The sequence below is a fragment of the Streptomyces endophytica genome (assembly GCF_026153355.1).
GTDB lineage: Bacteria > Actinomycetota > Actinomycetes > Streptomycetales > Streptomycetaceae > Streptomyces > Streptomyces endophytica.
In genome coordinates this window covers 1490550-1508827 of record NZ_CP110636.1, presented here as the reverse complement: position 1 = coordinate 1508827, position 18278 = coordinate 1490550, and the positions used below count along the sequence as shown (strand labels likewise).

Genomic DNA, 18278 nt, shown 5'->3' with positions numbered 1-18278 from the left:
GGTCCCGTACGGGCCGGGCCGACGGCTCCGCGGCGGCGGCCGGGCGCCGGGGCCGCTCGGGTGGGCCAAACGGTTCTCCTCGCTACGACCGCAACGGTTTCCCGGTGGGCCCGCCGCCGGACCGGTCGGCGCGGCGGCGCCGGCTGCGCGCCCGGGCGCTGACCACGACGGTGGTCGCCACGGTCATCGCGGCGCCGGTGCTGGCCCTGTGGGCGGCCTACCGCGGGGCGCCCGCCACGGGGGAGACCGTGGCGGACGGCACGCCGTCGGTGACGGCGAACGACACGGACGCCGGGGCGCGGCTGGACGGCGGGTACGAGAACGCCGGGAACGCCCGGACCACGCCGTCGCCGGCCACCAGGGGCGACGGCCGGACGCCGGACGTGTCGGTCGCGGTGATCGGCGCGGACGGCACCCCGCTGCGGCCGGGCGAGGCGGACCGTACGGCGTCGGGTCCGGGGCGGCTGACGGTCGCCGCGCAGCCCAGCGGCGGCACGACGGCGATCACGATCAGCGCGTCCGGTGGCGAGCCGGTGCACTGGACGGCGACGCCGGGCGCGGCGTGGCTGCAGATGAGCCAGACGGCGGGCTATCTGCGGCCCGGGCAGTCCACGACGGTCACGGTCTACGTCGACCACGACCGGGAGCCGGCGGGCCACTGGCGGACCCGGATCGCCATCCGGCCGGGCGGCACCGTGGTCACGCTGGAGGGCCACGGCGGTGCCGGCCCGGCGACCGCCCCGCAGGGCCCGTCGCCGGCCGGCCCGTTGCCGTCGCGTCCCCGCACACGCCGGCGCCCACGGACCCCACGCCCGCGGATCCGACGCCGGCCCCGTCGCAGTCGAGCCCGACGCCCGGCCCCTCGGACCCGTCGCCGTCGCCGTCGCCGAGCGGTTCCGCGGCGACCTCCGGGGCGACGCCCTTCAAGCCGTCGGACACCCCGTCGCACACGACCCGCCCGGCCCGCTGAGCTGCGGGCCGGGCGGGGGCGGAGCGGTGATCGCCGTGGGTCTACGGCCGGGGGTCCGCCGGGTGCGGGGCCATCGGCAGCTGTGCGGCCAGCCGCTGTTCGCACAGTTCGGCGAGCTTGGCGTAGCCCTTCTTGCCCATCAGCTCGGTCAGTTCCGGCTTGTAGGAGACGTAGACCGGTTCGCCGGCGCCGTGCGCGGAGGTCGCGGAGGTGCACCACCAGTGCAGGTCGTGGCCGCCGGGGCCCCAGCCGCGCCGGTCGTACTCGCCGATGGTGACCTGCAGCACCTGGGTGTCGTCGGGCCGGTCGATCCAGTCGAAGGTGCGCCGGACCGGCAGCTGCCAGCAGACGTCGGGCTTGGTCTCCAGCGGCTCGCGGCCCTCGCGCAGCGCGAGGATGTGCAGCGAGCAGCCGGCGCCGCCCTGGAAGCCGGGGCGGTTCTGGAAGATGCAGGAGCCCTGCCAGCGGCGGGTCTGCCGTTCGCCGTCCTCGTCGACCTCGACCCAGCCGCTCTCCGTGCCCACGTCGTGGAACTGCCACAGGTCGGGCGTGAGCCGCGCCACGTGCTCGGCGACCCGCTTCTCGTCGTCGTCGTCCGAGAAGTGCGCGCCGAGCGTGCAGCAGCCGTCGTCCGCCCGGCCGGCCTGGATGCCCTGGCAGCCGCTGCCGAAGATGCAGGTCCAGCGGGACGTCAGCCAGGTCAGGTCGCAGCGGAAGAGCTGTTCGTCGTCGGCCGGGTCGGGGAAGGTGACCCAGGCGCGGGCGAAGTCGAGTCCGACCTCGTCGGCCGGGGGCTGGTTCCCCTCGGCCGCCTGGGCGCGCCGCTTTTCTGCCTTCTTCGGCGCTTTTTCGTGCTTCGCCTTTTTCGTCTTTGCCACGACTCCAGCGTACGGCGCGCCGTGCGCAGCCCGGACGGGGCGGGCTGCGCGCCGCGCCGGGGCCGCCGGCCGTACCGTTCCCGGCAACGGTACGGACCGCGCCGACCAGCCCTGCCGGGCGTCGCGTTAGGTTTCCCGGTATGAGACTCGGTGTCCTCGATGTGGGTTCGAATACGGTCCATCTGCTGGTGGTGGACGCACACCCCGGCGCGCGGCCGCTGCCCGCCTACTCGCACAAGGCGGAGCTGCGCCTGGCCGAGCTCCTCGACGACGGTGCGATAAGCGATGCCGGGGTGGAGCGGCTGGTGGCCACCGTCCGGGAGGCGCTGCAGGTGGCCGAGGACAAGGGCGTGGAGAGCGTGCTGCCGTTCGCGACGTCCGCGGTGCGGGAGGCGTCCAACGGGGAGGACGTGCTGCGCCGGGTCGCCGAGGAGACCGAGGTGGAGCTGCAGGTGCTCTCCGGTGAGGACGAGGCGCGGCTCACGTTCCTCGCCGCCCGCCGGTGGCTGGGCTGGTCCGCCGGCCGGCTGCTGGTGCTCGACATCGGCGGCGGTTCGCTGGAGATCGCCTACGGCCTCGACGAGGACCCGGACGTGGCGGTGTCGCTGCCGCTCGGCGCCGGCCGGCTGACCGCGGCCGCGCTGCCCGGCGATCCGCCCGACCCCGAGGACGTGCGCACGCTGCGCCGCCGGGTGCGGGCGGAGATCGCCCGCGTGGTGAGCGAGTTCCGCCGCTACGGCACCCCCGACCAGATCGTCGGCACGTCCAAGACGTTCCGGCAGCTGGCCCGGATCGCCGGTGCCGCCCGTTCCGCCGAGGGCCTCTACGTCCAGCGGGAGCTGACCCGCAAGAAGCTGGAGGAGTGGGTGCCGAAGCTGGCCGGGATGTCCGCGCGGGAGCGGTCCGAGCTGCCCGGGGTGTCCGAGGGGCGGGCGCGGCAGCTGCTGGCCGGGGCGCTGGTCGCCGAGGCGGCGATGGACCTGTTCGGCGTGGAGACCCTGGAGATCTGTCCGTGGGCGCTGCGCGAGGGCGTCATCCTGCGGCGGCTGGACCACCTGCCGTAGGGGGCATCCCCTGGGGCCGGCCGGGCCGGGGCGGCGGTGCGTAGGGCGGCTGCGGCGGTTGCCGGACGGTCCCGGGCCGCGGGCGGAGGCGAAGACACGCACGTGAGACTCGTCACGCCGTCGATCAGCCCCGTCACCTGCGTACCCCCCGCCCCACAAGCCACAACGGTGGGCGCCGGGGGTCCGGGCCTCCCGCCCCGCGCACAGCTCCGGCCCTTACGCTGTCCCTCGTGACAGAGCCAGTGGTGCGCATCCCGGATGCGAAGGTCGCGCTGTCCACGGCCTCGGTGTATCCGGAGTCGACGGCAACGGCCTTCGAGATCGCCGCGCGCCTGGGGTACGACGGCGTCGAGGTCATGGTGTGGACCGACCCGGTCAGCCAGGACATCGAGGCGCTGCGCCGGCTCTCCGACTACCACGGCGTGCCGGTCCTGGCCGTGCACGCGCCCTGTCTGCTGATCACCCAGCGGGTCTGGTCGACCGACCCGTGGGTCAAGCTGCAGCGCGCCCGCAACGCCGCCGAGAAGCTCGGCGCCTCCACCGTCGTCGTGCACCCGCCGTTCCGCTGGCAGCGCAGCTACGCCCGGGAGTTCGTCCGCGGGGTGTGGCGGATGCAGAACGAGACGGACGTGCGGTTCGCCGTCGAGAACATGTATCCGTGGCGCTACCGGGACCGCGAGATGCTGGCGTACGCCCCGGACTGGGACCCCACCAACGACGACTACCGGCACTTCACCGTCGACCTGTCGCACACCGCGACGGCCCGCAACGACGCGCTGGACATGGTGGAGCGGATGGGCGACCGGCTGGCGCACGTCCACCTCGCCGACGGCAACGGCTCCGCCAAGGACGAGCACCTCGTACCGGGCCGCGGCAGCCAGCCGTGCGCCGAGGTGCTGGAGCGGCTGGCCGCCCACAACTTCTCCGGGCATGTGGTCGTCGAGGTCAACACCCGCCGGGCGATGTCCGCCGCCGAACGCGAAGCCGACCTGGCCGAGGCGCTGGCCTTCACCCGGCTGCACCTGGCCTCGCCGACCTGGGTGCCGGGGTCCTGAGCGGGGCGGGTTCCTGACCGGGACGGGGCGGCCGATGCCGGGGCCGCGGCCCAGCCGGCCACGGCCGGCCCCAGCCGGTCCCGCCGGGCCGCCCGGGGGCGCTGTCCGTACTCCGGTCACCCGTCTCACATACCGGAGCCGGTGTCCGGATCTTGGATCAAGAGCGTAACCTCGGGATCAGCCGCGGTATGCCGCTGCTGCTGTACGGCTGAACGTACGTATCCCGAGGGAGTGACCATCGTGCCCGAGCTGAGGTCCCGCACCGTTACCCATGGCCGCAACATGGCGGGCGCCCGCGCCCTTATGCGCGCCTCGGGCGTAGCGGGCGCGGACATCGGCCGCAAGCCGATCATCGCCGTGGCGAACTCCTTCACCGAGTTCGTGCCGGGCCACACCCACCTCCAGCCGGTCGGCCGGATCGTCAGCGAGGCGGTCAAGGCGGCCGGCGGCATCCCCCGCGAGTTCAACACGATCGCCGTCGACGACGGCATCGCCATGGGCCACGGCGGCATGCTGTACTCCCTGCCCTCCCGCGACCTGATCGCGGACAGCGTGGAGTACATGGTCGAGGCGCACTGCGCCGACGCGCTGATCTGCATCTCCAACTGCGACAAGATCACCCCGGGCATGCTGAACGCCGCGCTGCGGCTCAACATCCCGACCGTCTTCGTCTCCGGCGGTCCGATGGAGTCCGGCCGCGCCACCCTCGTCGACGGCACGGTCCGCACCCTCGACCTGGTCGACGCGATCTCGGACGCGGTGAACGACAAGATCTCCGACGCGGACATCCTCCGCATCGAGGAGAATGCCTGCCCGACCTGCGGTTCCTGTTCCGGCATGTTCACCGCCAACTCGATGAACTGCCTCACCGAGGCCATCGGCCTCTCCCTGCCGGGCAACGGCTCGGTGCTGGCCACGCACACCGCCCGCAAGGCGCTGTACGAGAAGGCCGGCCGCACGGTCGTCGAGCTCACCACGCGCTACTACGAGGGCGGCGACGAGTCGGTCCTGCCGCGCAACATCGCCACCTTCGACGCGTTCGAGAACGCCATGGCCCTGGACATCGCCATGGGCGGCTCGACCAACACGATCCTGCACCTGCTCGCCGCGGCCCAGGAGGCCGGCGTCCCGTTCGGCCTCGAAGCGATCGACGCCGTCTCGCGCCGCGTCCCCTGCCTGGCGAAGGTCGCCCCGAACGTCGCCAAGGACCGCACGTACTACATGGAGGACGTGCACCGCGCCGGCGGCATCCCGGCCCTGCTCGGCGAGCTGCACCGGGCCGGACTGCTCAACGAGGACGTGAACTCCGTCCACAGCCCGTCGCTCGCCGACTGGCTCAAGACCTGGGACGTGCGCGGCGGTTCGCCGTCCGCGGAGGCCGTCGAGCTGTGGCACGCGGCCCCCGGCTGCAAGCGCTCCGCCGAGGCGTTCTCCCAGTCCGAGCGCTGGGAGGCGCTGGACGAGGACGCCGAGGGCGGCTGCATCCGCTCGGCCGAGCACGCCTACTCCAAGGACGGCGGCCTCGCGGTCCTCAAGGGCAACCTGGCCGTCGACGGCTGCGTCGTGAAGACGGCCGGCGTCGACGAGTCGATCTGGACGTTCGAGGGCCCGGCCGTGGTCTGCGAGTCCCAGGAACAGGCCGTCGAGAAGATCCTGAACAAGCAGGTCAAGGACGGCGACGTGGTCGTCATCCGCTACGAGGGCCCCAAGGGCGGCCCCGGCATGCAGGAGATGCTCTACCCGACCTCGTACCTGAAGGGCCGGGGCCTGGGGAAGACCTGCGCACTGATCACCGACGGCCGCTTCTCCGGCGGCACGTCCGGCCTGTCCATCGGCCACGCCTCCCCCGAGGCGGCCGGCGGCGGCACGATCGCCCTCGTCGAGGACGGCGACCGGATCCGCATCGACATCCCGAACCGCACGATCGAGCTGCTGGTCGGTGACGAGGAACTGGCGGCGCGCCGCGAGACCCTCGGCGGCGTCTACGCCCCCAAGAACCGCGAACGCAAGGTCTCCGCGGCCCTGCGCGCCTACGCCGCGATGGCCACCAGCGCGGACAAGGGCGCGGTGCGGGACGTCAACCTGCTGGGCTGAGCCCCCTGGGCATCGCACATGGAGGAGCCCCCACCGCGGTGGGGGCTCCTCCATGTTCCGGCTGCTGCCACGTCAGACGGCGGGCAGCTCCCCGCCCTTGACGGCATCCACGAACGCCGCCCACGCGGCCGCGGGGAAGACGAGCGCGGGGCGGTGGGGGTCCTTGCTGTCGCGGACGGGGACGAGGGGCGGGAGGTCGGGGGAGACTTCGATGCACTGGCCGCCGTCGGGATTGCTGTAGCTGGACTTGCGCCACGTGACGGTGCTCAGGTCGATGGCTCGCACGGCACTTCCTCCAACATCCGCATGACGAACTTCCGCGATTCAGCCGGGCTCAACGCCAGGTCACGCACCGCATCGTACGCGCGTTGCAGTCGCTCAACTGGCCCGGTTTCTTCGATGAGTTCACCACGATGGGCGTTTTCGGTGTAAGCCACGGTTCGGCCGTCGGGGAGTCGCAGGAACATGACGTCGGTGCTCACGAGACCGTGCGGACCGGAAGCGTCAGGCAGCACATGGAGCGTGACGTTCGGGGTCGCGGCCGCGTCGGCCAGGTGCTCCAGTTGCCTTCGCCATTCCGTCGGGTCCTGCAACGACGCACGCAGCACGGCCTCGGAGAGGATCGTCCGGAACGGTGGCGCCTCATTGCCCCTCAGCAACTCGCGGCGCCCTATGCGCGCTTCCACCTGTCGCGCCAGGTCTTCCCCCTTGGCGCCACCTACCGCAAGCACTTCGCGTGCGTAGCCTTCCGTCTGCAGCATGCCCGGGAAGACGCTCACACCGAAGTGCCACAAGCTCAACGCCTCGGCCTCCAGCGTCATGTACCGCCGGTACCGCTCCTTGAACTGCGTAGGATCCCCCGCGGCCAACTCCCAAAGCGTCAGCAGCAGTCCAGGTGTCCCGTAGTGCTGGTCCAGGGCCTGGACGACCTCGGGGCTGCCGAGGGTCTGGCCGGATTCCATTTTGCCGAAGAGGGACCAGTCCCAGCCCAGCGTCTCGCCGAGCTGGCGGAGGGTGTCGCCCTTGCGGGAGCGGAGTAATCGCAGCTCCTCCACGAAGCGTTGGCGCGGCTCCTGGCTGCGGCCGGTGACCGCTCGTCTCGGCGGCATGGCGACCTCCTCCGTGGAAGGTGTGGAACGTACGTCTCGGCGCGGCGAAGTACGCCCGGCAAGGGGTATTCGCGTCCTTCTCCGCATGCATCCTGGTGAGGGTTGGAATACGCAGAGTAGTCGGCTTCCGGGGTCCCGACAGGGAAACGCAGGGAAGCGACAGAAGGGTTGGATGGGCCATGACGGCGGAACGGTTCAGTGGGCACGCGGCGGCGGAAGCGGCGCGCGATGAGTTGATGAGGGCACTGGCGCGGACCGGGATCGTGCTGCCCTCACTGAGTGTTGACCTGGTGTCGTGCAGCTATCCACACCCGCGTCCGCTCATCGAGTTGGGGCGGTGCAACCTGGAGACGACGTTCAAGCTGATCGCCGCGCTGAGGAAGGCGGCGGGGCGGTGAGCGGCCCGACCGGGTGTTCCGGGCGGCCGTCCCCGCCCCGCGTGCCGTTGCCGCGGCACCGCAGCCCGTACGCGTACGACGCCCTGAGCGGGCCGATGTTCATCGACACCCCGCTGCGGCCCGTACGCCCCTACCAGCTCGCGGGGTCCTTCAGCGGGGCCGAGAACACCGTGCCGTCGGGCGCCGCCGCGTAGATCCGGCCGCGGCGGGCGTCGGTCCAGGGGGCGGGCACCGTCTCCAGGAAGCCGTTGCTGCGCGTGCGGGACAGCCGTGGCCGGGTCTGGCCCACGACCCCGCCGTTGGCGGTGTCGACGGCGATCAGCCGGCCGTCGGCCGCGCTGAAGAACAGCCGGCCGCCGCTCACCACCGGCACCGAGCCCCGGCTGACCGACGTCTCGGTGTACCAGTGGTGCGCCCCGGTGGCCTGCAACGCCCCGCCCTCGCCCAGCAGATACACCGTCTCGCCGTGCACGACCGCGGACACCTGGTCCGGCGAGCCGGTCACCGGCAGGGTGCGGGTGCGGCCGGTGGCGGGGTCGTACCGGAGGACGGCGGTGGTGCGGTAGGAGAGTTTGGGGTCGGTGACGGTGAGGAACAGCGGGCCGGGCCCGCCCGTTCCGGCCCCGTCCGTTCCGGCCCCACCTGTGTGGGCCGGACCGGTCACCCCAGCCGGTCCGGCCGGGGTGAGGAGGCCGGGCAGCCGGTGCGCCCAGCGGACCGCGCCGGTGGCCGGGTCGATGGCGGTGACCTGGGAGTGGGTGCCGTCGGCGGTGGGCTCGGCGGCGTACGCGGTACGCGGCGCGCCGGCGAACGCGGTGAACAGCGGCAGTTGGTGGCCGGCGAAGCGCTTGTGCCAGCGCTGCCGGTGGGTGGCGCTGTCCAGTGCGGTGACCGTGCCGTCCGAGGCGGTCAGCAGCACGCGGTCGCCGAGGACGGTGGCGCCGCCCTCGTAACCGGAGACGTCCTTGCTCCAGCGGGTGGCGCCCCGGCCGCCGGGGGAGGGGTCGAGGGCCGAGAGGCGTGTGCCGTCGGCGGAGAAGACGTAGAGCAGCCCGCCGGAGAGCACCGGCGCGGTCGGGGTCGTGGCGCGTTTGCCGGCGGGGGGACCCTTGTGCCGCCAGGCCACATGGCCGGTGTCCGGGTCGAGCCGGGCGGCGGGGAGTCCGGACTGGCCGCAGAAGACGGCGCCCGAGCCGCCGGAGCAGTACGCCATCTCGGCGTCATGGCCCGGGGGCCGCGGGAGGATCGTGGTCCGCCAGGGGCGGGCGTCGCCGGTGGCGGTGTGGGGCGGGTGGGTCTGCAGCGCGGGGTCCTGGCCGGAGCCCGGGGACAGCAGCCGGACGCCGGCGAGGACGGCGGCCACGGCCACGGTCACGGCGAGGGCCACGGCGGAGAGCGGGGCGCGGCGCCGGGGGTGATGGGGGTTCGGCCCCTGCTGCCGGTGGGCGCCCTCCGGCGGTCGGGGCGGTGCCGGTGAGTCCGGTGGTGCGGTTGTTCCCGTTGGTGCGGGCACCTCCGGTACCGCTGCGGGTACGGGGGCGACGGCCCGTACGTGCGTGGTCTCCGCCCGCGAGGGGCTGGCCGCGGCCCGTACCGTCCCGCCACGCTGCTCGGGTATCCGCGACCCCGGGGCCGGGGCCGGGGCCGGGGCCGGAATCCGGCGTGCGCCCGGATCCGGGCCGGGGGCCTGCGACGACGGCATCCGGTCCGCCGGGGGCGGCGCACCTCCCGCCCCAACCTCCCCCGGCGGCACGCCCGCCGTCAGCCCCGCCACCGCGCCCGGCACCGGGTCGACCTCCGGCGCGTCGGTCCGCAGCAGCTCCATCAGGGCGTCCGGCGTCGGCCGGTCCGCCGGCTCCTTCGCCAGGCAGCTCTCGATCAGCGGCACCAACTCCCGCGGTACGCCCGCGAGATCGGCGTCGTCGTGCACCACCTGGTACGCGACGATGTACGGGCTCTCCGAGTCGAACGGGCCGCGCCCGGTGGCGGCGTGCACCAGCACCGAGCCCAGCGCGAAGACGTCCGCCGCCGGGCCGACCTCGCGCGGCCGCTGGAACTGCTCGGGCGCCATGAACGGCGGCGTACCGATCAACTTGCCGGTCTCGGTGCGCATATCGCTGTCGGACGGCCGCGAGATGCCGAAGTCGATGACTTTCGGCCCGTCCGCGGCGAGCAGCACGTTGCCGGGCTTCAGATCGCGGTGCACGACCCCGGCGCGGTGGATGTCGCGCAGCGCCTCGGCGAGCCCGGCGGCCAGCCTGCGCACCTCGCCGGGGGTCAGCGGGCCGTTCCGCTTCACATGGTCGGAAAGCGTCGGACCGGGAATGTGGAGGGTGGCCATCCAGGGGCGTCCGGCGTCCGGGTCGGCGTCCACGACGGGGGCCGTGAAGGCCCCGCTGACCCGGCGGGCGGCCGCCACCTCCTGCCGGAACCGCCCCCGGAACTCCGGGTCCTGGGCGAATTCGGCATGGATGACCTTGACCGCGAGCAACAGTCCGGAGGAGGAGCGGGCCAGGTGGACCACGCCCATACCGCCGGCCCCGAGCCGCGCTTCCAGCCGGTATTTCCCGGCGTATTCCGGACGCTCCGCTTCCGGCCCGACGCCGGAATCGCGCAGCGCTGGCATGGTTCCACCCCCGTGTCATTCCCCGTGCCATTCGGTCGCAGGTGCGACGCGCGGAGCCTAGTCGATGACACGTGCGAAAGCGGTGAGGCTTGCTAGCGTGCGCGTGGCACAACCGGCCCGGCACCGTTCGGGCACCGCACAACCGGCCCGGCACCGCCGGGCTGTCACACCGGCCCGGGACTGCTGGGCTGTCACACCGGCCCGGGACTGCTGGGCTGTCACACCGGCCCGGCATCGCCGGCCGGACAATCGTCAACGGGGGAATCGACATGACGACACAGGAATCCGCGGAACCGGCCGACGGCGGCCAGGTGCTCGCCGCAGCCGGGGGGCTCAGCTATCCGGTCGCGCCCGGCTACCGCGTCAAGGTCCGCAAGGGTCCCGGCACCGACTACCCGGTCGTCCGGCAGCTGGCGGAGGGCGCACGGATCGAGATCCGCTGCCAGCGGCACGGGGAGCGGGTCAGCGGCCCGTACGGCACCTCGGACATCTGGGACAGCATCGGGCCCGGCCAGTACATCTCCGACACGTACGTCCACACCGGCAGCGACGGAATGGTCGCGCCGCGCTGCATGTGAGCGCGGGACGGCGTGCTGCATGTGAGCGCTGGGCGGCGTGCGGGCGCTGGGCGGCGTGCGGGCTGCTGAGTGCTGCACGGGGTGGGCACGGTACGGGGTGAGCGCCGTACGGGGCGAGTGCCGTACGGGGTGCGTGCCGCTGCACGGGGTGAGCGCGGTACGGGATGCGTACCGCTGCACGGGGTGAGCGGCGACGTGTCCCGGACAGGGGCCCGGGGATAATCGGTGCCATGAGCGACGAGCAGACGCCGCCTCCCGGCCCTCCGAACGCCGGCGGGCCGGGAAACGGTCCGGAGAGCGGTCCGGTGAGTGGTCCGGAGAGCGGGGCGGAGAGCGACGGCCCGCAGCCGGAGCCGATCCGCTTCTTCGGCACCACCTGGGTCCACCACGACGGCGGCTACGCGCTGCGCCGGGCCGGCGTCGCGGTGGGCTCGCTGGCGCTCGCCGCAGCCGGGGCCGTCGTGCTGCGCTTCGCGTTCCAGGGGCTGGAGATCGCCGCGGTCGGCCCGTTCGTCGGCATCCTGGTGGTCGCCGGCTTCGCCATCTGCAGCGCGCTGGCCTTCCGCCGCACCTGGGACGGCTTCGTACGGCGCCCCGGCTCGTCGTCGTCGGCGGGCGCGGCCGACACGTCGGGGCAGAGCCTGATGCTCATTGGTTTCATCGGGTCGCTGCTGGCGTACTTCTGCCGCAGCCTCGTCGAGGCCCCGGGGGAGCGGCTGCACCGCGCGGAGTACGCCGAGGCCCGCGAGCGCCATGAACGCCGCCGCAGCACCCGTACGGGCAACCCGGCGGCCCGGAAGTCCAAGAACCCGAAGAGGCCCAAGAACCGCCGCTGAGGGGGACGAGGAGGGGACGAGAGTCACCACCGAGGGGCTCAAGAACCGCCACTGAGGGTCCCAAGAACACCACCGAGCGGCCCAAGAACCGCCGCTGAGGGAGCAGAGGGGCGCAAGAACCGCCATCGAGGGGCCGGGTGGCGCGGATTTCCGGTCCGCCCAGGCCTGTGGGCCCGGCCAGCCCACCAGCCCGCCAACCGGGCGGGGCTTGCGCTCCGGCCCGGCATGGCGCCGTGCCGGGGTGCGGCGGGCCCGGATGCTGAGGTCCTCCGAACCACGCGGGAGAGACCATGGGCCCCCACCCCGGCCTGCGACAGGCCCCGAAAACGACCTCCGTCGGCGCTGAGCATGCCGGTCCCGGCCAGCCGGGGGTCATCGGCATCGCGCTTGCCGCGGTACTCGCGGCCGCCCTCGCGCAGGGATCCTGGCAGTGGTTCTCCACCTACATCGGGGTGACGCTCCTCGCGCTGATCTTCACCTTCCAACGGCTGCCGGAGCGGAGGCCCGGTCCCGGCTCCGCGTACCTGCGGAGCCTGGCGGCGTACTCCCTGGTCGTCGGCCTGTGCGTGGCGATCACTCTGGCGCCCGCGCTGCAGCGCTGGGCGTGGCTGTTCCCCATGCCGGGCACGCGCGCCGCGTGTCCTGCGGTGGGCAGGTACGAGGGCATCCGGGCGGAGGCCGCGCTCGCGAACCTGGCCGGTCGCGACGGCGTCGCCCTGGCTCATGCGCGGGCGGCCCAGAGCCATGTCGCCGTCGCCGACTGCCTGTCGGCCACCACGACCCTGTGGCTGCCCGTGTACGGCGCAGGGGCGGCCGTACTGACGGGCCTGTGCGTCTGGTCTCTCGACCGCGCCCGGACAAGGAAGGCGGCGGTCACGGCCCTGGCCCCGGCCCCGGCGCCGTCCGACCGGAGCGGGTGACGTGCGGGGGTCCGCGGAATGCACCTCTCCGAGGAATGGACCTCTCCGCGGAAGGCACGCCTCCGCGGAAGGCACGTCTCCGCGGAAGGCGCGGCTCCGCGGAAATAGGCCGCACCTCGGAATTCGCCGCACCTCGGAAGTTCGCCCCCCAGACCCGGAATACCTCTCACCGCGCCGGAGTTGTGGACCCGCAGGGGGCGCGTTCGTCCCCTACGGGATCTGTTCGCCCGCCCCCTAGCTAGGGCCCAGGCCCCCCGGCCCTCGGCCCCCCAGCCCCACCCCCCGAGGCCACCTACCGAGCGGAACCCTCCCCGTACCGTTCCGCCATCGCCGCGAACACCGCCCGCTGCTCCCACCGCGTCTCGTCGAGCATCGTCACCACGCCGTACGACGTGAGGTCGGCGCCCTTACGGGTGTTGAACGCGGCGAAGGTGAACCACAGCGCGGTGTCCACGCCCTCCTCCTCGAAGACGTCCAGCAGCTCGCCGAAGTAGCGCACCTGCTCGCCCTCGTCCGGCACCGCGCCCGCCGGCGGCTGCCAGGCCAGCCCGCCCCGCTCGCCCGCGCCCCGGTAGGCGCAGGTACCGAATTCGGTCACCGCGACCGGCTTGCCGTGCGCGAAGTGCCCGCGCACCTCCTCGCGGAACCTCGCCGCGTTGTACGCCGCCCGGTACGCGTCCACGCCCACCAGGTCGAACGGCCGCCAGTCGACCTTCTCCCACGGGCCCGAGGCGTAGGTGATCCGCCCGCCGAAACGCCCCCGCACCAGCTCCGCGACCTCGCCGAGGAACGCGTTGAGCCGCTCCTGCACCGGCCCCAGCGACATCCACCAGTCCCGGTCCCCGGTCACCATCGCGTCCAGCCGCTCGCCGTACTTCTCGCCGGGGATGAAGCCCGAACAGAACGCGCTGATCTCGCAGCCGGCGACGAACACCACCTCGGCCCCGCCGGCCCGTACGGCCTCGGCGCGGTCCGCGCAGTCCGCGAAGAACGTCCGCAGCTCCGTCGGCCCCAGGTCCACCGGGAACGGCGCGAACCACACCTCCAGCCCGGCCTCGGCCGCGCAGCGGGCCGCCACGCTCAGCCGCTCCGGATCGCCGCCCGATATCCGCACCGCGTCGCAGTGCAGTTCCCCGGCGATGACCGCCATGTCCTTGCGGACGGCCTCCTCCGCGAAGCTCTTCCGCGAAAGGTCCTCGCCGGGAAGGAAGCCGGTGTCGTAGTTGATTCCCCGTGCGCGCATGGTCTGTTCCGTTCCCCTCGGGTCAGTTTCTGCTGGGTCTGGCGCTGTGGTCGGTGTGGTCGGTGTGGCTGGTGTGGGGTGTGGCGCTGTGGTCGGTGTGGTTGGGGTGGTTGGTGTGGTCGGGGTGCGGCTCAAGGCCGTCCGCCAGCAGGGAGAACGCCAACTCGACGTCCTCGGCGAGCCGTTGGCGGGCTTCGCTGAGTGAGGCGCCGTCGGCCAGCCGGCGGAAGAACGCCTCCTGGAGCGTGACCAGCGACGCGCTGATCTGAGCCGCCATCAGGACGGCGGCCATCTCCCCCTGCCTGCCGGTGCTCCGCTCCCTGCCGGTGCCCCGTTTCCCTCCGGAGTCCCGTTGCCCGCCGTCATCCCCGATCGCTTCGCCCTCATCTCCAATCGCTTCGGCCTTATCCCCGACCGCTTCGGCCTCGGCCTTGAGGGCCTCGGCGAGCTGCTGTCGCTGCTCGTAGAGGAGGGCGTTGGCGGCGGCGCTGAGGGCGGGGCTGTCGAAGATCACCCGGATCCGGGAGACCAGTACCTCGGGGTCGAACCCGGTCATCGGCCCGGCCGCCAGGGCCCGGAAGTGCGCCCGGAGCGCCGCCAGCGGCGACTGTCCGGCCGGCCGCCCGGTGACGATCCCCGCCAGGTCGTCGTCCCCGACCCCTGGAGCGCCAGCGACTCCTTCGTCGGGAAGTACGCGAACAACGTCGCCTTGGCGACCTCCGCGGCCTCCGCGATCTCGTTGACCGTCACCGCCTCGAACCCGCGCTCCGCGAACAATCGCCAGGCCACCGCCGCGATCCGCTGCCGCGTCTGCTCCTTCTTCCGCTCCCGCAAACCAGCCATGACAGGACTATAACCAGACCGAGCCTAAAAATGAACCCGGTCTGGTTTTTGGTCGCGCTCCGGATTTTTGCCAAGCGGCGGCGCGACGGGGCGGCCGCGCGGCAGCATGCCCGTATGACCGGCACCCCGCCCCCGTCCGTGCAGCCGCCGCCCCCGGGCAGCCTCGCCCGCTCCTTCGACGCCGTCGCCGGGCAGTACGCGTCCGCCCGGCCCGGCTACCCACCGGCCCTCTTCGCCGCGATCGAGGAACTGGCCGGACGCCCGCTGGCCGGCGCGCGGGTGCTCGACGTCGGGGCGGGAACGGGCATCGCGACCGGGCTGCTCACGGCGCGCGGCGCGAGCGTGACCGCCGTGGAGCCCGGCGCGGCCATGGCCGCCGAACTGCGCACCGCCCATCCGGACGTCCCACTCGTCCGCGGCATCGGCGAGGCGCTCCCGTTCGCAGGCGGCGCGGGCTTCGACCTCGTCGGCTACGCCCAGGCATGGCACTGGACCGACCCGGCGCGCTCCGTCCCGGAGGCGCTGCGCGTGCTGCGGCCCGGTGGCGCGCTCGCGCTGTGGTGGAACCTGCCCGACCCGGACGTCCCCTGGGCCGCCGAACAGGAGGCCAGGCTCGCCCGCCGGCTCCCCGGCTACCACGCCCACCCGATCGCACCGGAGGCCCCCGCCCTGCTCCGCGGCCTGGGCCTCGGCCTGCGCCCGGAGTGCCGCGTGCTGCACTGGACCCGTCGGGTCCCCCTCGACACCCACCTCGCCATGCTCGGCAGCCGCTCGTACTTCGCGGCCCTCGGCCCGGCGGCGGCCGCCCCCGTCCTGGAGGCCGAACGGGCCGCCCTGCTCGACGTCTTCCCGGACGGCACGGTCGAGGAGGCGTACGCCCTCGACCTCACCGTCGCCCGCCGCCCGCCGATGTCACACCCGGCCCCGCCGCGTCGTCCCTAGGGGCAGGCCCCGGAGGGGCCGGACCTCGACCCGGCGGCGGACCGGGCGGGGCGAGGCGTACGAAGCGAGGGGGACACCGCACGTGGCGGAAGCGAGCAGGCACACCACGGACAGGCACACCACGGACAGGGACACCACGGACGGGAACACCACGGACGGGAACACCGCAGACGGGAACACCGCAGACGGGAACGCCGCAGACGGGAACGCCGCAGACGGGAACGCCGCAGGCGGGGACGCCGCAGACAGGCACACCCCAAACGGGGAAACCACAAACAGGGAAACCGCAGGCAGGGACACCGGCCCGGCTGCGAGCAGCCGCCCCGGCCCGGCCGCGAGCAGCCGCCCCGGGCGCCCGGCCGAGGGCCACCTGGCGGTGTTCGAGGCGGAGCGGGGACGGCTCTGGGGGATCGCGTACCGGATCACGGGGACGGTCAGCGACGCGGACGACGCCGTGCAGGAGGCCTGGCTGAGGTGGCAGGCGCTGCCCGTCGACCCACCCGTGGACAGCCCGCGCGGCTTCCTCACCACCGTCGTCAGCCGGATCTGCTACGACCTGCTGGGCTCGGCCCGGGCCCGCCGCGAACGCTACGTCGGGCCCTGGCTGCCGGAACCGCTGGTCGACGGCACCGGCGCCGACCCGCTGCCCGGCAGCGCGTACGGCGACGCGCCCGAGGACCGGGTCACCCTCGACGAGTCCGTGGGCATGGCCCTGCTCACCGTCCTGGAACGGCTCACCCCCGCCGAACGCACCGCCTTCATCCTCCACGACGTCTTCGCCGTCCCCTTCCCGGACGTCGCCGAGGCGGTCGGCCGCACACCCGACGCGGTACGGCAGCTGGCCTCCCGCGCCCGCCGGCGGGTACGGGCCGAGGCGCCGCGCCGGACCGTCGACCGGGCCGAACACCGGCGCACCGTCGAGGCGTTCCTGTCCGCCGTCATCGGCGGCGACCTCGACGCGCTGCTCGCCGTCCTCGACCCCGAAGTGGTCTGGCGCTCGGACGGCGGCGGCCGGGTGAGCGCCGCGCGCCGCCCGGTGCTGGGCCGCGAGAAGGTCGCCCGCTACGCGCTGGGCCTGGTCGCCCGCGGTGCCGAACGCGGACCGGTGCGGGTCGCGCTCCAGCAGGTCAACGGTGCGACGGGGCTGGTCTTCGCCGACGCGGCGGGGCGCCAGGCCGGGGTGTTCGCCTTCACCGTCCACGACGGACGGATCACGGAGGTCGACGCCGTCGTCAACCCGGAGAAGCTCGGCCACGTCGATCTCGATCTCGACCGGGCGCTCACCCCCGGCCAGGAGTGACGTCCCCCCCCCCCGGCCAGGAGTGACGTCCCCCCTGGCCCGCGCCCCGCTGTCACACTCCCGCCGGCCGTGTCGTCCCCCTTCCGGCGACGCCGCGCCGGCCCGGTGCGACGCCTCCACCCAGGAAGACGACATCCCGCCCAGGAGGACGCGATGAAGAAGCTGAACAAGATCGCGAACGGCGTGACGGACCACCGGCCGCGCGGCGCACGCCCCCGTAAGGCCGCAAGCGGCAGGGTCGTCGTCCTCGGCGGCGGCTACGCCGGCATGATGGCCGCGCTGCGGCTCGCCCCGCACGCGCGCGTGACCCTGGTCGACCCCGACGACCGGCTCACCGAACGGGTCCGGCTGCACGAAGTCGCCGCCGGACGGCCCGAAGTCGCCCATTCCCGGGCCGAGTTGCTGCGCGGCACCGGCGTGGAGCACCTCGCGGCCCGGGCCACCGCCCTCGACCCGGACGCCCGCGTCGTGCATACCGACCGCGGCCGCACCCTCCGCTACGACCGCCTGGTCTACGCCCTCGGCAGCCACACCGACCCGCGCGGCGCCGGGCAGCGGTCCTTCACCGCCGAGACCGCCACCGCCCTCCACCGGCGGCTGCTGACCGGCCCCGGCGCGCTGGCGGTGGTCGGCGGCGGCCTCACCGGCATCGAGATGGCCGCCGAACTCGCCGAGGCCCACCCGGAGTGGCAGGTCCGGCTGCTCACCGGCGGCGAACTCGGGCCAGGCCTGTCGGTCCGCGGCCGGACCCACGTACGGACCGTCCTCGACCGGCTGCACGTCCGCGTCACCGAGGGCCGGCGGGTCACCGACGCGGACGACCTGGACGCGGACGCCGTGGTGTGGACGGCCGCCCTGCGGGCCACCGGGGCCTCGCCCGGGACGCGGGCCTCGACACCGACCCGGCAACCGGCCGCATCCGGGTCGACGCCGCACTGCGCTCGGTCAGCCACCCGGACGTCTACGTCGCCGGTGACGCGGCCGAGGCCCGCTCCCTGCGGGCCGGCACCCTCCGCATGGCCTGCGCCACCGCCCTGCCGACCGGCGCCCACGCGGCCGGCGGCATCATCGCCGAACTCCGCGGCGCCGCACCCCGGCCGCTGACGTTCGCCTACTTCGTGCAGTGCGTGAGCCTGGGCCGGCACGACGGCCTGATCCAGTCCGTACGCGCCGACGACACCCCGCGCGAAACGGTCCTGACCGGCCGCCCGGCCGCCCACGTCAAGGAACAGGTGGTCCGCTCGACCCGCCGCTTCCTCACCCTCACCGCCCGCCACCCGGCGGCCGTCCGCCTGATCCCCAACGTCAGCTAGCGGGCATCCCCATCCTCAGAACACCACCTGTCCGACGCCACCCTCTCCAGCACCACCTTGTCCGAGGCCACCCTCTCCGGCACCACCCTGTCCGACGCCACCCTGTCCG

19 protein-coding genes and 2 pseudogenes are annotated in these 18278 nt (G+C 73.8%); 13 read left to right on the top strand and 8 right to left on the bottom strand.

The window, feature by feature from the left end; all coding sequences use genetic code 11:
- Nucleotides 1-217: 217 nt before the first annotated feature.
- Nucleotides 218-508, bottom strand: a complete 291-nt coding sequence (locus OJ254_RS30945; RefSeq protein ID WP_341483790.1) for a hypothetical protein — start codon at nt 506-508, stop codon at nt 218-220.
- Between OJ254_RS30945 and OJ254_RS31475 the strand changes: the two are divergent.
- Nucleotides 465-590, top strand: a pseudogene (locus OJ254_RS31475) (hypothetical protein); the annotation flags it as partial. The gene OJ254_RS30945 and the pseudogene OJ254_RS31475 sit on opposite strands and share 44 nt — an antisense overlap.
- Nucleotides 591-1011: 421 nt before the next feature.
- On the opposite strand, the gene OJ254_RS06835 reads toward OJ254_RS31475, so the two are convergent.
- Nucleotides 1012-1848: a DUF3109 family protein gene (locus tag OJ254_RS06835; RefSeq protein ID WP_265361652.1), complete on the bottom strand. Its 837-nt coding sequence runs from the start codon at nt 1846-1848 to the stop codon at nt 1012-1014.
- Nucleotides 1849-1988: 140 nt separating this feature from the next.
- Here OJ254_RS06835 and OJ254_RS06830 point away from each other — a divergent pair, with 140 nt between their 5' ends.
- The 3 genes from OJ254_RS06830 to ilvD all read left to right on the top strand — a co-directional run bounded on the left by OJ254_RS06830 (nt 1989) and on the right by ilvD (nt 6061).
- A complete protein-coding gene (locus OJ254_RS06830; RefSeq protein WP_265361651.1) occupies nt 1989-2912 on the top strand; it encodes a Ppx/GppA family phosphatase in 924 nt (307 codons plus the stop codon).
- 230 nt (nt 2913-3142) lie between these two features.
- Nucleotides 3143-3967, top strand: a complete 825-nt coding sequence (locus tag OJ254_RS06825) for a sugar phosphate isomerase/epimerase family protein (RefSeq protein WP_265361650.1) — start codon at nt 3143-3145, stop codon at nt 3965-3967.
- Nucleotides 3968-4207: 240 nt separating this feature from the next.
- On the top strand, nt 4208-6061 hold the full coding sequence (gene ilvD / locus OJ254_RS06820) for a dihydroxy-acid dehydratase (protein ID WP_265361649.1): 1854 nt from the start codon (nt 4208-4210) through the stop codon (nt 6059-6061).
- Between the two features lie 72 nt (nt 6062-6133).
- On the opposite strand, the gene OJ254_RS06815 is transcribed toward ilvD, so the two are convergent.
- Entirely contained in the window at nt 6134-6346 is a 213-nt protein-coding gene (locus OJ254_RS06815; RefSeq protein ID WP_265361648.1) for a DUF397 domain-containing protein, read from the bottom strand.
- Nucleotides 6328-7170 (bottom strand): helix-turn-helix domain-containing protein, encoded by an 843-nt coding sequence (locus tag OJ254_RS06810; RefSeq protein WP_265361647.1) that lies wholly within the window; start codon nt 7168-7170, stop codon nt 6328-6330. Before OJ254_RS06810 ends, OJ254_RS06815 begins: the two co-directional genes overlap by 19 nt.
- Before the next feature lie 179 nt (nt 7171-7349).
- Here OJ254_RS06810 and OJ254_RS06805 point away from each other — a divergent pair, with 179 nt between their 5' ends.
- Complete coding sequence (locus OJ254_RS06805) at nt 7350-7568, top strand: hypothetical protein (protein ID WP_265361646.1); 219 nt, start codon at nt 7350-7352, stop codon at nt 7566-7568.
- A gap of 130 nt (nt 7569-7698) precedes the next feature.
- Here the strand turns inward: OJ254_RS06805 and OJ254_RS06800 are convergent, their stop codons facing one another.
- Complete coding sequence (locus OJ254_RS06800; protein WP_265361645.1) at nt 7699-10194, bottom strand: serine/threonine-protein kinase; 2496 nt, start codon at nt 10192-10194, stop codon at nt 7699-7701.
- 269 nt (nt 10195-10463) lie between these two features.
- On the opposite strand from OJ254_RS06800, the gene OJ254_RS06795 reads away from it, so the two are divergent.
- The 3 genes from OJ254_RS06795 (at nt 10464) to OJ254_RS06785 (ending at nt 12528) form a co-directional block, all read left to right on the top strand.
- Nucleotides 10464-10772 (top strand): SH3 domain-containing protein, encoded by a 309-nt coding sequence (locus tag OJ254_RS06795; protein ID WP_265361644.1) that lies wholly within the window; start codon nt 10464-10466, stop codon nt 10770-10772.
- A 230-nt stretch (nt 10773-11002) separates the two neighbouring features.
- A complete protein-coding gene (locus OJ254_RS06790) occupies nt 11003-11608 on the top strand; it encodes a hypothetical protein (RefSeq protein WP_265361643.1) in 606 nt (201 codons plus the stop codon).
- Between the two features lie 290 nt (nt 11609-11898).
- Nucleotides 11899-12528: a hypothetical protein gene (locus OJ254_RS06785; RefSeq protein WP_265361642.1), complete on the top strand. Its 630-nt coding sequence runs from the start codon at nt 11899-11901 to the stop codon at nt 12526-12528.
- A 292-nt stretch (nt 12529-12820) separates the two neighbouring features.
- Here OJ254_RS06785 and OJ254_RS06780 read toward each other — a convergent pair whose 3' ends face one another.
- The 3 genes from OJ254_RS06780 to OJ254_RS06770 are packed head-to-tail and all read right to left on the bottom strand — an operon-like array spanning nt 12821 to nt 14614.
- Nucleotides 12821-13771: a hypothetical protein gene (locus OJ254_RS06780; RefSeq protein WP_265361641.1), complete on the bottom strand. Its 951-nt coding sequence runs from the start codon at nt 13769-13771 to the stop codon at nt 12821-12823.
- A gap of 22 nt (nt 13772-13793) precedes the next feature.
- A complete protein-coding gene (locus OJ254_RS06775) occupies nt 13794-14327 on the bottom strand; it encodes a hypothetical protein (protein ID WP_265361640.1) in 534 nt (177 codons plus the stop codon).
- Nucleotides 14324-14614 carry a TetR/AcrR family transcriptional regulator gene (locus OJ254_RS06770; protein ID WP_265361639.1) on the bottom strand — a complete coding sequence of 97 codons (291 nt, stop codon included), beginning with the start codon at nt 14612-14614 and terminating at the stop codon, nt 14324-14326. Before OJ254_RS06770 ends, OJ254_RS06775 begins: the two co-directional genes overlap by 4 nt.
- Before the next feature lie 114 nt (nt 14615-14728).
- Between OJ254_RS06770 and OJ254_RS06765 the strand changes: the two genes are divergently transcribed.
- From OJ254_RS06765 to OJ254_RS31470, 5 genes and pseudogenes are all read left to right on the top strand, one after another.
- Complete coding sequence (locus OJ254_RS06765; protein WP_265361638.1) at nt 14729-15556, top strand: class I SAM-dependent methyltransferase; 828 nt, start codon at nt 14729-14731, stop codon at nt 15554-15556.
- Between the two features lie 370 nt (nt 15557-15926).
- The gene (sigJ, locus tag OJ254_RS06760; protein ID WP_265365076.1) at nt 15927-16856 is read left to right on the top strand and encodes an RNA polymerase sigma factor SigJ; all 930 of its coding nucleotides are present in this window, start codon (nt 15927-15929) and stop codon (nt 16854-16856) included.
- 153 nt (nt 16857-17009) lie between these two features.
- Nucleotides 17010-17960 carry an NAD(P)/FAD-dependent oxidoreductase gene (locus OJ254_RS06755; RefSeq protein ID WP_341483574.1) on the top strand — a complete coding sequence of 317 codons (951 nt, stop codon included), beginning with the start codon at nt 17010-17012 and terminating at the stop codon, nt 17958-17960.
- Nucleotides 17873-18169 (top strand): hypothetical protein, encoded by a 297-nt coding sequence (locus OJ254_RS30935; RefSeq protein WP_341483573.1) that lies wholly within the window; start codon nt 17873-17875, stop codon nt 18167-18169. The genes OJ254_RS06755 and OJ254_RS30935 overlap by 88 nt, the downstream gene beginning before the upstream one ends.
- 27 nt (nt 18170-18196) lie before the next feature.
- Nucleotides 18197-18271 (top strand): annotated as a pseudogene (locus OJ254_RS31470) (pentapeptide repeat-containing protein); the annotation flags it as partial.
- Nucleotides 18272-18278: the final 7 nt, after the last annotated feature.

Coding starts and splice junctions, on each gene's coding strand:
- OJ254_RS06830 (WP_265361651.1), top strand. CDS start 1,989: ATGAGACTCGGTGTCCTCGATGTGGGTTCGAATACGGTCCATCTGCTG.
- OJ254_RS06810 (WP_265361647.1), bottom strand. CDS start 7,170: ATGCCGCCGAGACGAGCGGTCACCGGCCGCAGCCAGGAGCCGCGCCAA.
- OJ254_RS06805 (WP_265361646.1), top strand. CDS start 7,350: ATGACGGCGGAACGGTTCAGTGGGCACGCGGCGGCGGAAGCGGCGCGC.
- OJ254_RS06800 (WP_265361645.1), bottom strand. CDS start 10,194: ATGCCAGCGCTGCGCGATTCCGGCGTCGGGCCGGAAGCGGAGCGTCCG.
- OJ254_RS06795 (WP_265361644.1), top strand. CDS start 10,464: ATGACGACACAGGAATCCGCGGAACCGGCCGACGGCGGCCAGGTGCTC.
- OJ254_RS06790 (WP_265361643.1), top strand. CDS start 11,003: ATGAGCGACGAGCAGACGCCGCCTCCCGGCCCTCCGAACGCCGGCGGG.
- OJ254_RS06785 (WP_265361642.1), top strand. CDS start 11,899: ATGGGCCCCCACCCCGGCCTGCGACAGGCCCCGAAAACGACCTCCGTC.
- OJ254_RS06780 (WP_265361641.1), bottom strand. CDS start 13,771: ATGCGCGCACGGGGAATCAACTACGACACCGGCTTCCTTCCCGGCGAG.
- OJ254_RS06775 (WP_265361640.1), bottom strand. CDS start 14,327: ATGACCGGGTTCGACCCCGAGGTACTGGTCTCCCGGATCCGGGTGATC.
- OJ254_RS06770 (WP_265361639.1), bottom strand. CDS start 14,614: ATGGCTGGTTTGCGGGAGCGGAAGAAGGAGCAGACGCGGCAGCGGATC.
- OJ254_RS06765 (WP_265361638.1), top strand. CDS start 14,729: ATGACCGGCACCCCGCCCCCGTCCGTGCAGCCGCCGCCCCCGGGCAGC.
- OJ254_RS06755 (WP_341483574.1), top strand. CDS start 17,010: ATGAAGAAGCTGAACAAGATCGCGAACGGCGTGACGGACCACCGGCCG.
- OJ254_RS30935 (WP_341483573.1), top strand. CDS start 17,873: ATGGCCTGCGCCACCGCCCTGCCGACCGGCGCCCACGCGGCCGGCGGC.